Genomic DNA, 12778 nt, shown 5'->3' with positions numbered 1-12778 from the left:
TTCGCGCCCGGCCTGCTTCTTCACCGGGCCCGTGCACCGAGGCCGGCCCCACCGTCTGACCCTTGCGGGCCCCGGGGCCCGAGGGGCCCGGGCCGTCCCACGGGCTCGGCCCGATGCTCCCTCGAGCGTCGGGCCACCCGCCCCCTTCTCGCCGTTGCTGATGACCACGTCACGGGCATCGACGTGCCCCGGGCGCCGGTCGCGCGCCACCCCGGACGAAGCCCTTGGCCCGCCTCCTGCCTCGACCGACGACAACTTCAGTCCTGGAGCCCGTTCCCATGGCCATCATCTCCGCCACGCGTGTGGTCGCACCCCGGCTGGCAGCCGTAGCCGGCACAGCCGCGGTCGTCGCCCCCTACGGCAGCTGTACCTACGCACAGGCCTTCGCGCGGCAGGGCTGGCGGACGGTGGCCGTCGAACTGGACGCCGGGCAGGGGCCGTCGGCGCTCGGGGAGGCGCGTGCGGCAGGTGCGTACGCCGATGCGGTGGTGCATCGCGAATCCCTGCGGCGGACGGTCAAGGCACTGCGAGGGCTGGGGGTGTCGGCCGTCGTCGCCGGGAGCGCTGCGGGCATCGAGCTGACGGAGCGGATCGCCTGGCAGCTGGGTCTTCCCGGAGGGGATCCCGTGGCATCGCGGCTGCGCTACGACCGTGGCGCACAGGCCGCGGCACTGGCCCGGGCCGGGATCCCCGCGCCGCGCGGCATCCGGACCGCGAGCCTGGCCGACGCCCTGGCCTGGGCCGAGACCTGCCGCCTGCCCGCCGGCTACACGCTGTCCCCGGCCGTGGCCGGCGTGCCGGTCGAGCCGCTGGCCTGCGACCGAGAGCCGGAGATCGAAGCGGCCTGGCCGGCCATGAGCCGAGCGGCCTCCCGGCACTCCGGCAGCGGGCACCTGGTCCTCACCGAGCGGCTCTCCACCCGCCGGTTCGTGGTCAACAGCGTCAGCCGTCCCGGCGCGGGCGGTCGGTCGGACCACAGGATCACCGATGTGTGGGCCGAGACGCATGCCTCCGGCGGAGCACCGGACCGCACCGACCTGCTGAGCCGTCACGAGCCGCTGACACGGAGCCTGTCGACGTACATGCAGCGGGCGCTCGGCGCTCTCGGCGTGGTGTGCGGTCCGGTCACCGCGCGCGTCGCCCACGGCGAGGGCCGCGGCCCACTGCTCATGTCCGCGCTCGCGGCGCCCGGCATGTCGTTCGCCGACGAGGCGCTGTGCCTGGCGACCGGCCAGGACCGTGTCACGGACGTACTGGATCCCTGGCTCCCGCCCGTGCCCGCGCGGCCCGTTCCCGCCCCGGCCGGTCACCGGGTCGTCCGGGTGCACCTGCGCCCCGCAGCCGGTGGCGGCCTCGACCCGCGGCTCGGGAGGGTCCTGCGCCGACTGCCCACGGTGGTGGCGGTCGGCGACAGCCTCCGGCCGCACGACCCGGTCTCCGGCCCGGCGCCCTGCGCCGAGGCCGTTCTCAGCAGCACCGATGCGGAAGCCGTCGAGGCGGACTACCGCGTCATCCGTGCCCTGGAGGGCAAAGGCCTCGGGCACCCGTCCGAGGTTGTGCCCTGCAGAGGGCCGTAGCCGCAGGGGCACGGCACGCTCTGCGCGACGGGGGCCCGGCTGCGGCCGGAGTCGCCGTACGGGGAGCCCGGTTCGGGGCAGGGGCACCGCACGAGTTCACGCCGCGTTCGAGTCCCGGGCGATTCCCATCGCTCCCTGTGCGTCGCCAGGGGACGTTCCCGCCGGCGGCCGGGTGCGCGACCTCAGTACGTGCGTGCCGACGGCGACGGTGACCCCGAGCAGCAGGGCGTAGAACACGCCGATCTTGTGGAGGTCGTCGAGGAAGAACCAGACGCAGGTCAGGCCGCTGAACCAGAAGGCCACCAGGGCGAATCCGCCGGTGCGCGCATCGCGGTATCCCGCGGCGAGGCAGACGGCGGCGACGGCGCCGAGAACGAGAGCGACGACGACGTAGTGGGTGTCCCAGCCGATGTACTGGCGGGCGAAACCCGACAACACCGCCACGGCCTCCGCCACCGGCCCCCAGGCCACGGCGCACGCCAGCCGTGCCGACCAGAGCAGGAGCACGGCCCCGCCGACCCCGGCGAGCAGGGCCACGTGGCGGAAGTGGCCGGTCTCGATGGCGTCGGTGCGGGAGACCAGGACGGACAACAGGCAGCCGAGCAGGGCGAGTACGCCCTCGGCCGACGGCCGGAGGACCACCCCGGCCCTGCCCCGAGGTGCGGCGGGTGACGGCGCGTCCGGCGACGGCGCGGCCGGTACGGCGGCCGGGCGCGGCGGCACCGCACGAGGGGCCGCCGCACGCGCAGCCGGATCGACCCTCGTGGGCGTCGGGGGTACGGGCACCGGGGCGGTCCGTGAGGCCGCGACGAGCGCCGCCTCCATCTCGGCCGCGTCGGCGAAGCGCTCGTCCCGGCTCTTGCGGAGCGCACGCAGCACGACCGCGTCCAGAGCGGCGGGCAGTTCCGGGCGCAGCCGGGAGGGGGGCACCGGGTCGCCGGCCAGGTGTTGGTGCATCACGGAGAACGGCGACTCCCCGGTGTACGGGGGGCGGCCCGTCAGCAGTTCGTACAGCAGACAGCCCACCGCGTACAGGTCCGTGCGGTGGTCGCTCTCGCTCCCGGTGATCTGCTCGGGAGACAGATAGGCGGGCGTGCCCACGGCGACCCCGGTGCCGGTGAGACGGGTCGCCGCCTCACTGAGCGCCTTGGCGATGCCGAAGTCGAGCACCTTCACCGTTCCCGCGGCGGTGAGCATGACGTTGGCCGGTTTGATGTCCCGGTGCGCGATGGCGTGGCGGTGGCTGTGCTGGAGGGCCTCCAGAACCTGTCGTGTGACGTCGACGGCCTGTGCCACGGGCAGGGGGCCGTCGCTCACCAGATGGCCGAGTGTCCGGCCTTCCACGTACTCCATCACCAGATAGGGCTCGGCGGAGCCGCCGTCGGCGTCCTCACCCACGTCGTGGACGGTGGCTATTCCCGGGTGGTTGAGTGCCGCCGCGGCATGCGCCTCCCGTTGGAAGCGGGCGAGGAACTGGGGCTGGCGCGCAAGTTCGGCGGAGAGGGTCTTCACGGCGACCGTCCGTCTCAGCCTGTGGTCGACCGCCCGGTACACCGTTCCCATGCCACCGCGCCCGAGCTGTGCCACCAGCTCGTAGCGCTGTGCCAACAGCCTCTGTTCCACCGTTCCTCCACGGGTCACCGACATCAACATGCGGGAAGACCCCATCGAGGGCCCGCGGGTTCCCCGGTGAGGAGTCGGCGGGCGCCCGTTTCCGGGGCGGTTCGTCGAGCTCCCGCGCCCGCCCGGAGGCCCGGGCCCCGCTGCGCGGGCGGGAGTTCGACGGCGCCCCAGGGCGACCGCGTCCGGCGTCGTCACCGCGTCCGCCGCCACGGAGAGCGGGCGTGCAGCGCGGGCGTGCCCAGGACCCGGCCGGGACGGCGGGTGAGGGGACCCGGCCTCCGGCCCGCCCTCATCCTGCGGGCGCACCGCTCCTTCGCCCGCGCGGCCGAGGCCGGTTCATCCCGCCGGGCGTTCCCCGGGGCCCGTCCGGCTGCGATCTTCGTTGTCGAACGGCCGGTCACATTCACCCACTCCGAGGACCCCCGATGCAGCCTCATTCCCCCGCCGAACAAGCAGCGGCCACCGCCCGCCCGAGTCGGCTGCGCGCCGCGTGGAGGGCGGCCCACACGCCCGTCGCCGGGGTGCCCCGGCGGATCCGGCGCGTCGCCTGCGCCGTCCCGTTGGCCGTCCTGCCGTCCAGCCTGTGGCGGCTCCCGGCGGCGTTCGACCGCCGGATCGGGACGGGCGAGCGGCTGTACGTCGTGTTCCTCTCGGTCCTGTCCGAGGCGCTCGCGTTCACCGCGTTCGGTCTGATCGCCCGCTGGGGCGAGGTGTTCCCGCGGTGGATCCCCTTCCTGCGCGGCCGGCGGGTGCCGACGGCGGCGGCGGTCGTTCCCGCGGCCGTCGGCGCCACCGTCCTCACGCTCCTGTGGAGCGTCCTGGCCCTCGTCACCCAGATCATGGGCAGGACGATCCGCGGCGGCGAGCTTCCCCACGACTTTCCGAGCGAGGCCGGCGGCTGGGAGGCCGTGTGGTTCTACGTCTGCTACGCGCCGCTGGTCCTGTGGGGGCCGCTCCTGGCCGTGCTGACGGTGGCCTACTGGCGACGCCGCCGGGCCGGGAGCCTGCCCGCGCCGGCCTGACCTCGACGGGTGCGCGGTGGCCCGGGGCTCCCCGCTTCGCCGAGGGCCGGACCGGTACGACGCCGTGCACCGCGATACCCGCCCACGCGCGGGGGCGCCGCCGGTCCGACGGGGGACGCCACGCGGACGTGCGGCGAGCCGCGACGGGGCGGCCGGGCCCCAGGGGCCACCATGGACGTGAGACATCTGCGGCGCGCGCCAAGCCGCCGGTGGGCGAGGGCGGCGCACGTCGGCCGGACCCGAGGAGAACGCCATGATCGTCGACTGCGCCCACTACCGCGACGGGCGCCGGCAGCAGCAGGGCGCGATGTCGGTGGAGCAGGCGGCCGCATGCTGTACGCAGGGCGGATTCGTCTGGCTGGGCATCTTCGAACCCGGTCCCGAGGAGATGGAGTCGGTCCGCGCGAGCTTCGGACTCCATGAGCTCGCCGTCGAGGACGCACGGAACTTCCATCTGCGGCCGAAGGCCGAGCAGTACAAGGACGGCACCGAGCTGATCATCCTGCGCACCGCCCGCTACGACGACGAACGCGAGGAGGTCGACACCGGAGAGATCAGCATCTTCCTCGCCGAGCACTTCGTGATCACCGTGCGCCAGGGCATCGCCAGCGAGCTGCACGACGCCCGCAGCCGGCTGGAGCGCCGCCCCGAGCTGCTGCGCACCGGCAGCACCTCGACCCTGTGGGCGATCCTCGACCAGGTCGTGGACAGCTACGCGCCCGTCGTCGCGGAGCTCGAACGCGACATCGAGCAGATCGAGGCCACGGTGTTCTCCGGGGCCGTCGCACCGACCGAGCGCATCTACTCCCTGCGCCGTGAGGCCACCGACTTCTACCGTGCCGTGCACCCGCTGCTCGCCGTGCTGGCCAGGCAGCTGCAGCCCGGCAAGTCGCCGCCCGAGCTGCTGCCGTACTTCCGGGACGTGCACGACCATCTGCTGCTGGTCAACGAGGAGGTCGCCGCCCAGCGGGACCTCCTGGCCACCGTCCTGGAGGCGAACATCGCGGTGATCTCCGTCGAACAGAACAAGATCAATCTCCGGCAGAGCGCCACGATGGAACAGCTCACGATCCTCGCGACCGTGTTCCTCCCGCTGTCCTTCGTGGTCGGTTTCTTCGGGCAGAACTTCGGCTGGCTGGTCGGACACATCGACGGCTTCACCGCGTTCCTCACCCTCAGCATCGCCGGACTGCTGCTGCCGTGCCTGGCGTTGTACGTCTGGCTGCGACGGCGGCGCCGCCAGCCGGCCCAGCCGGTGCCCGAGGTGAGGCACCCCGTCCCGCACCGGTCGACGGCCCCCACGAAGTGACAGGTCCGCCTCGCACGCCGGGCGCCGACCGGACCGCCGCGCCCGTAACGGGTCCGGCCGGCGCGCCCGGCTAACCGCGCGGGTCCGGAGTGTCCGGGGTGCGGGTGGGCGGCACCCCGGCCGCTGCCTCCGCGCCCGTCTCCGCCTGCGCCCCCGTCTCCGCCTGCGCCCCCGTCTCCGTACGCACCTCCGCCTGCGCCGAACCGCCCTCGCCGAACTGCCGTGCGGCGCGGTCGAAGTAGCGCAGCAGTTCGACGGGGAACGGCATCACCAGCGTGGAGTTCTTCTCGGCCGCGACCTCGACCACCGTCTGCAGCAGACGCAGCTGCATCGCCTCGGGCGTGTCCGACATGATCCGGGAGGCGTTGGCCAGCTGCTGTGCCGCCTGGAACTCGCCGTCGGCCGTGATCACCCGGGCCCGCCGCTCCCGCTCGGCCTCGGCCTGACGGGACATCGACCGCTTGAGCGACTCCGGAAGCTGTACGTCCTTGATCTCGACCCGGTCGATGTGCACACCCCAGCCGGCCGCCGGGCTGTCGATCATCAACGCCAGGCCCTCGTGCAGCCGTTCACGGTCCGCGAGCAGATCGTCGAGCTCGCTCTTGCCGATGATGGACCGCAGCGAGGACTGAGCGACCTGCCCGACCGCGAACACGTAGTCCTGCACCTCGATGGCGGCCCGCACCGGGTCGGCCACCCTGAAGTACACGACGGCGTCGACCTTCACGGAGACGTTGTCCCGGGTGATGCCCTCCTGCGTCGGCACGGGCAGTGCCACCACCTGGACGTTCATCTTCCGCATACGGTCGACGAAGGGGATGAGGTAGGTGATGCCGGGCTGCCGGTGCTGGGGCAGCGCCCTGCCCAGTCGGAACACCACCCCACGATCCACCTGGTTGACCACTCGGATCCCGCCGCGCAGCAACAGCAGGAGCAGGACGAGGACGATCACGGTTCCGGTAACAGCGCCATCCATGGCGGCTGACCTCTCTGTGAGCCTGATTCGACAGTGCGACAGTGCGACAGTGATGAGGACAGCGGAAGAGTCCGAACGGATGCGGTGTCGGCGTCATGAGAGCGTCAAGGTTCCGTACAGGAACGCCGGTTCGGCCCCGGAGTCCGGGCGGACCGTGCGGTGCGGGGTCGGCGTGCAGGGCGTCGGCGCGCCCGCGGTGTGGTGCACGTACTCGCGTACCAGACGGAAGCCGGCGTGCCAGGCCAGAAGCCGGCTGGCGCGGTTCAGCACCGAGCAGTTCCAGCTGGGCAGGCGGCCGCGTCCGGCGATGTCCGCGTTCAGCGCGGTGACGCAGGCGAGGGCGAGGCCGCGGCGGCGGTGCTCCGTGGCGGTGAACACCGCCACGTCCTCGAACCGGGCACCGCGGAAATACGTACATGCCACCGCCAGCACCTGCCCGTCACCGTCCACCGCGGCCCAGCCGTGCCCTGAACCGGCCAGGCCCGCAGGGCCGCCCCAGCTGGCGGTGACCCATGCCGCCGTGGCGTCGACGGTGCCGAGCGCGGGGGTGTCCGCCGGACCAAGGCGCCGCACGGTCACACCGCGCGGTACGGCGCAGGTCCGCGCCTCGGCCTGCAGGGTCCAGACCATCCGTTCCCAGGGTGTCAGCCGGTCGAAGGCCGAGCGCAGGACCGGCAGGAAGCGGCCGGGGGCGACGATGACGCTGTGCGCCAGGGGTGCCAGGGCCCGGGGTACGAGGCCGTCCGGCGTGCCGCCCAGCAGCACATGCCCGGCGCAGGCCGCGGCGACCGCGCGCGGCCGCACCGCCCGGTCCGCCCACCAGCGGCCGACGCCGGTCGTCAGCATGTGTTCGCCGATGGTGGCCGGCCCGGGACGGCCCGCGGAGAACCAGTCGTCGACCGGGGCCAGTTGACGGGGATGCACTTCGATCATCGACGCCTCGAGCGGAGGTGGAAGGGCGGGCCGAGGCCCAGGGGACGCCCGGCGTCCCGGGGCACCAGGACGTTACGAGAGGGGAGCGGCGAAGGGGCGGAACCCGGTGTCGTCCATCCGGGGGGTACGGGTACGGGTACGTCGGCAGGGCAGGTCAGAGCGCGGGAGGCCCGGGTCTGCGGCGGGCAGGGGCTCGACGGGGCGTCGCCACCGACGCCCGGGCCCCGTCGCACACGGTTCCCCGCCGTACACGGGCCCCCGTCGCACACGGAGCCGCCGGGGTGACCCCGGAGTGCAGCCAGGGTGTCTTGATGGGCTCGCGGGGCGCCGTACCCCCGTGCCCTGGCCGGGCGTGCGCGTCGGCGTCGGCCCGATGCGGCCACCCATACCCGAGTGGTCGCCGTTTTCGCAGGTCAGAGCCGTTCTTCGCAGGTCGTCCCGCAGCTGCGTATGGGTTGCGTCAAAGGCGTCGGGGATGTCGTAAGGGACGCGTCAACGGTGGCCGGATGCGGTCGGTCATGGGGTTTCCTCGAAGCCGTCCGCATTCCGTTCCGCACCTCATTCAGGAGCTCCCGATGGCCGACGTGGCCTTCGTCGTCACCACGATCGCGTTGTTCGCGCTGGTGGCTCTCGTCGCCAAGGGGGTGGCGAAGCTGTGACCGTCGAGAACATCGTCGGCCTCGTCGTGGCCGTCGCCCTGCTGGGCTATCTCGTCCTCGCCCTGATCCACCCGGAGAGGTTCTGAGCAGCGTTATGAGTCCCGTTCTTGCTGGTGTGCTCCAGCTGCTCGCCCTGATGGCGGCCCTGGCGCTGGCGTACCGTCCGCTGGGCGACTACATGGCCCGGGTCTACTCCTCCACCAGGCATCTGCGTGCGGAGAAGTGGATCTACAAGGCCGTAGGCGCCGATCCCGACACCGAGATGCGCTGGCCGGCGTATCTGCGCGCGGTGCTGGCGTTCTCCGCGGTCGGTGTCCTGTTCCTGTACCTGCTCCAGCGGATCCAGGGCGGTCTGCCCGGCTCGCTCGGCTTCAAGGCGATCGATCCGGACCAGGCGTTCAACACCGCCACCTCGTTCGTCACCAACACCAACTGGCAGTCCTACTACGGCGAGCAGGCCATGGGGCATGTCGTGCAGACCGGTGGTCTGGCGGTGCAGAACTTCGTCTCGGCGGCCGTGGGCATAGCCGTCGCGGTGGCGCTGGTGCGTGGGTTCGCCCGTTCGCGGACCGGTGAGCTGGGCAACTTCTGGGCCGACCTGGTGCGCGGCACGGTCCGTATCCTGCTGCCGATCTCGGTGATCGCTGCGGTCGTGCTGGTTGCGTGCGGTGCCATCCAGAACTTCTCCGGTATCCACTCGGTGGGCCAGTTCATGGGCGGTGCGCAGCAGTGGAACGGCGGTGCGGTGGCCTCGCAGGAGGCGATCAAGGAGGTCGGCACCAACGGCGGCGGTTACTTCAACGCCAACTCCGCGCACCCCTTCGAGAACCCCGGTGGCTTCTCCAATCTGTTCGAGATCTTCCTGATCCTGTTGATCCCGTTCGCGTTGACGCGGACGTTCGGCCGGATGGTCGGCAGTGTGAAGCAGGGCTACGCGATCCTCGCCACTATGGCCACCATCTGGGTCGGCTTCGTCGCGCTGATGATGTGGACGGAGTTCGCCCACCACGGACCGGCGTTCCAGATCGCGGGCGGTGCGATGGAGGGCAAGGAGACCCGTTTCGGTATCGGCGGCTCGTCGATCTTCGCGGTGTCCACCACGCTCACCTCGACCGGTGCGGTGGACTCCTTCCACTCCTCCTTCACCGGTCTCGGCGGCGGCATCACGATGCTCAGCATGATGCTGGGCGAGATCGCGCCCGGTGGTACCGGCTCCGGCCTCTACGGCATGCTGATCATGGCGATCATCGCGGTGTTCATCGCGGGTCTGATGGTCGGCCGGACGCCCGAGTACCTGGGCAAGAAGATCGGCACGCGGGAGATCAAGCTCGCCGCCTGCTACATCCTCATCACTCCCGCGCTGGTGCTGGTCTTCACCGCGGCGGCGATGGCCCTGCCGACCCCGCCGCACTCGATGACGAACACGGGCGCCCACGGGTTCTCGGAGATCCTCTACGCCTACACCTCCGGTGCCAACAACAACGGTTCGGCCTTCGCGGGTCTGAACGCGGACACGCAGTGGTTCAACACCACGATCGGTCTGGCGATGGTGCTGGGCCGGTTCCTGCCGATGGTGTTCGTGCTGGCGCTGGCCGGCTCGCTCGCCGAGCAGAAGCCGATCCCGGTGACCGCGGGCACCCTGCGCACGGAGAAGCCGCTGTTCACCGGTCTGCTGGTGGGCACGCTGCTGATCGTCACCGGTCTGACCTACTTCCCGGCCCTCGCGCTGGGCCCGCTCGCCGAGGGGCTGGCGTCATGACCACCGATACGCAGAACACCGACGCACAGAAGCAGGACGCCATGTCCACGAGCACTCCCACCCTCGCGCCCCATCAGGACGCGCCGACCGGCCACAAGGCCGAAGGGCGTGTGGGTGCGGGCCTGTTCGACCCGAAGCAGCTGGTCAAGTCGCTGCCGGACGCCTTCCGCAAGCTCGATCCGCGGGTGATGGTCAAGTCGCCCGTGATGTTCGTGGTGCTGGTCGGCTCGGTCCTGACCACCGTGTTCTCCTTCAAGGACCCGGGCGACTGGTTCGGCTGGGCGATCAGTGCCTGGCTGTGGCTGACCGTGATCTTCGCCAACCTGGCGGAGGCGGTCGCCGAGGGCCGCGGCAAGGCGCAGGCCGACACCCTGCGCAAGGCCAAGACCGACACCGTCGCCCGCCGGATCGTCGGGGACTCCGAAGAGCGGGTTCCCGGCACCGACCTGAAGATCGGCGATCTGGTGGTCTGCGAGGCGGGCGACATCATCCCCGGCGACGGTGACGTCGTCGAGGGCGTCGCGAGCGTGGACGAGTCGGCGATCACGGGCGAGTCGGCCCCGGTGATCCGCGAGTCCGGCGGCGACCGCTCCGCGGTCACCGGCGGCACGAAGGTGCTCTCCGACCGGATCGTCATCAAGATCACGACGAAGCCGGGCGAGACCTTCATCGACCGGATGATCAACCTCGTCGAGGGCGCCGCCCGGCAGAAGACGCCCAACGAGATCGCCCTGAACATCCTGCTGGCGTCCCTCACCATCGTCTTCCTCCTCGCGGTGGCCACGCTGCCGCCGTTCGCGAAGTACGCGGGTACGCATCTGACGATGGTCGTGCTGGTGGCCCTGCTGGTCTGCCTCATCCCGACCACCATCGGCGCGCTGCTCTCCGCGATCGGTATCGCCGGCATGGACCGGCTGGTGCAGCGCAACGTCCTGGCCATGTCCGGGCGCGCGGTCGAAGCCGCAGGCGACGTCTCCACGCTGCTGCTGGACAAGACCGGCACCATCACCCTCGGCAACCGGCAGGCCGCCGAGTTCGCACCCGTCGCGGGCACCACGGAGGCCGAGGTCGCCGACGCCGCCCAGCTGTCGTCCCTCGCGGACGAGACCCCCGAGGGCCGCTCGATCGTCGTCCTGGCAAAGGAGAAGTACGGGCTGCGCGAACGCCACCAGGGCGAACTGACGCAGGCCGAGTGGATCGCCTTCACCGCCCAGACCCGCATGTCGGGTGTGGACGTCGACGGCAGGAAGATCCGCAAGGGCGCGGCCGGCTCGGTCATCGCCTGGGTCCAGGAGCAGGGCGGCACCGTCGCCGACGACGCCGACACGATCGCCAACCGCATCTCCGAATCGGGCGGCACCCCGCTCCTCGTGGCAATCGAGGACGAGCGCGGCGCCCGCGTCCTGGGCGTCATCCACCTCAAGGACGTCGTCAAGGACGGGATGCGCGAACGGTTCGACGAACTGCGCCGCATGGGCATCAAGACCGTCATGATCACGGGCGACAACCCGCTGACCGCCAAGGCGATCGCCGAGGAGGCGGGCGTCGACGACTTCCTCGCGGAGGCCACGCCCGAGGACAAGATGGCGCTGATCAAGCGCGAGCAGGCGGGCGGCAAGCTCGTCGCCATGACCGGCGACGGCACCAACGACGCCCCGGCACTCGCCCAGGCGGACGTCGGCGTGGCCATGAACACCGGCACCTCGGCCGCCAAGGAAGCCGGGAACATGGTCGACCTGGACTCCAACCCGACCAAGCTCATCGAGATCGTCGAGATCGGCAAGCAACTCCTCATCACCCGCGGCGCCTTGACGACGTTCTCGATCGCCAACGACGTCGCCAAGTACTTCGCGATCATCCCGGCCCTGTTCGCGGCGGTCTACCCGGGCCTGGACAAGCTGAACATCATGCACCTGTCCTCACCCGACTCCGCGATCCTGTCCGCGGTCATCTTCAACGCGCTGATCATCATCGCCCTGGTGCCGCTCGCCCTGCGGGGCGTGCAGTACCGGCCGGTGAGCGCGGACAGGATGCTGCGGCGCAACCTCGGGATCTACGGGATCGGCGGCCTGATCGCACCCTTCATCGGCATCAAGATCATCGACCTGCTCATCTCCCTCATCCCCGGGATCGGCTGACCCGTCATGAACAACTCGGTTACCAACACAGCACGGCTGATCGGTGCCGGCCTGCGGGCCCTGCTGGTCCTCACCCTGATCACCGGCGTCCTCTACCCGCTCCTCATCACCGGGGTCGCCCAGGGCCTGTTCCGCGACAAGGCCAACGGCTCGGAGGTCAAGGACGGCACCGGCAGGGTCGTGGGCTCCTCGCTCATCGGCCAGGCGTACAACCTGCCGCTGAGGAAGGGCCAGGAGACCCCGGAGCCGGACCTGAAGTGGTTCCAGGGCCGGCCCCAGAACGGCCTGGGCACCAACAGCGTCAACACCCAGTACAAGCTGATCCTGTCCGGCGCGACCAACCGCTCCGGCGACAACAAGGACCTGATCCAGTGGGTCACGGACGCCAAGGCCGCAGTCATCAAGGACAACTCGGTGGACGGATACACGGTCAAGGCGTCCGACGTCCCCGCCGACGCGGTGACGTCGTCAGGTTCCGGCCTCGACCCGGACATCTCCCCGCAGTACGCCGACCTTCAGGTGCACCGCGTGGCCGAGCGGAACCGGCTGCCGGTGCAGCGAGTGCAGCAGCTGGTCGACCAGCACACCGACGGCCGCACCCTCGGCTTCCTCGGCGAGCCCCGCGTCAACGTGCTGGAACTCAACATCGCGCTCAAGGAACTCGCGGCGAAGAGCTGAGGGGTTCTCCGGCCCGTGCGGGTGCCGGCGGATCCGGGCCACGTCCCGGTTCTGGTGCTGCCCGATCAGCATGAGCTCGCGCTGCCCGGCGTGCTCCGCACGGT

At 71.4% G+C, this 12778-nt stretch carries 11 protein-coding genes; 8 read left to right on the top strand and 3 right to left on the bottom strand.

Annotated features, from left to right (window positions below; all coding sequences use genetic code 11):
* Nucleotides 1–278 precede the first annotated feature (278 nt).
* Complete coding sequence (locus ACWCP6_RS13700; protein WP_450932594.1) at nt 279–1577, top strand: hypothetical protein; 1299 nt, start codon at nt 279–281, stop codon at nt 1575–1577.
* A 96-nt stretch (nt 1578–1673) separates the two neighbouring features.
* Here ACWCP6_RS13700 and ACWCP6_RS13695 read toward each other — a convergent pair whose 3' ends face one another.
* Nucleotides 1674–3200: a protein kinase domain-containing protein gene (locus ACWCP6_RS13695; protein WP_450932593.1), complete on the bottom strand. Its 1527-nt coding sequence runs from the start codon at nt 3198–3200 to the stop codon at nt 1674–1676.
* A 425-nt stretch (nt 3201–3625) separates the two neighbouring features.
* Between ACWCP6_RS13695 and ACWCP6_RS13690 the strand changes: the two genes are divergently transcribed.
* Nucleotides 3626–4222, top strand: coding sequence for a hypothetical protein (locus ACWCP6_RS13690; RefSeq protein ID WP_450932592.1), 597 nt, complete (start codon nt 3626–3628; stop codon nt 4220–4222).
* Between the two features lie 253 nt (nt 4223–4475).
* On the top strand, nt 4476–5531 hold the full coding sequence (locus tag ACWCP6_RS13685) for a magnesium and cobalt transport protein CorA (protein ID WP_450932591.1): 1056 nt from the start codon (nt 4476–4478) through the stop codon (nt 5529–5531).
* A 70-nt stretch (nt 5532–5601) separates the two neighbouring features.
* Here the strand turns inward: ACWCP6_RS13685 and ACWCP6_RS13680 are convergent, their stop codons facing one another.
* Both ACWCP6_RS13680 and ACWCP6_RS13675 read right to left on the bottom strand, forming a co-directional pair.
* Nucleotides 5602–6507, bottom strand: a complete 906-nt coding sequence (locus tag ACWCP6_RS13680; protein WP_450932590.1) for a slipin family protein — start codon at nt 6505–6507, stop codon at nt 5602–5604.
* A 93-nt stretch (nt 6508–6600) separates the two neighbouring features.
* Nucleotides 6601–7440 carry a GNAT family N-acetyltransferase gene (locus ACWCP6_RS13675; RefSeq protein ID WP_450932589.1) on the bottom strand — a complete coding sequence of 280 codons (840 nt, stop codon included), beginning with the start codon at nt 7438–7440 and terminating at the stop codon, nt 6601–6603.
* A gap of 518 nt (nt 7441–7958) precedes the next feature.
* On the opposite strand from ACWCP6_RS13675, the gene ACWCP6_RS13670 reads away from it, so the two are divergent.
* Genes ACWCP6_RS13670 through ACWCP6_RS13650 form a run of 5 tightly spaced genes read left to right on the top strand, consistent with a single transcriptional unit; the run spans nt 7959 to nt 12674 of the window.
* The gene (locus ACWCP6_RS13670) at nt 7959–8099 is read left to right on the top strand and encodes a hypothetical protein (protein WP_450932588.1); all 141 of its coding nucleotides are present in this window, start codon (nt 7959–7961) and stop codon (nt 8097–8099) included.
* Entirely contained in the window at nt 8096–8185 is a 90-nt protein-coding gene (kdpF, locus tag ACWCP6_RS13665) for a K(+)-transporting ATPase subunit F (RefSeq protein WP_361291816.1), read from the top strand. The genes ACWCP6_RS13670 and kdpF overlap by 4 nt, the downstream gene beginning before the upstream one ends.
* Nucleotides 8186–8193: 8 nt before the next feature.
* A complete protein-coding gene (gene kdpA, locus ACWCP6_RS13660; RefSeq protein WP_450932587.1) occupies nt 8194–9858 on the top strand; it encodes a potassium-transporting ATPase subunit KdpA in 1665 nt (554 codons plus the stop codon).
* Entirely contained in the window at nt 9855–11996 is a 2142-nt protein-coding gene (gene kdpB, locus ACWCP6_RS13655; protein WP_450932586.1) for a potassium-transporting ATPase subunit KdpB, read from the top strand. Before kdpA ends, kdpB begins: the two co-directional genes overlap by 4 nt.
* 6 nt (nt 11997–12002) lie before the next feature.
* A complete protein-coding gene (locus tag ACWCP6_RS13650; RefSeq protein ID WP_450932585.1) occupies nt 12003–12674 on the top strand; it encodes a potassium-transporting ATPase subunit C in 672 nt (223 codons plus the stop codon).
* Nucleotides 12675–12778 lie beyond the last annotated feature (104 nt).

Source organism: Streptomyces sp. NPDC002004 (assembly GCF_053593975.1).
This window is presented reverse-complemented; position numbering and strand designations above follow the sequence as displayed.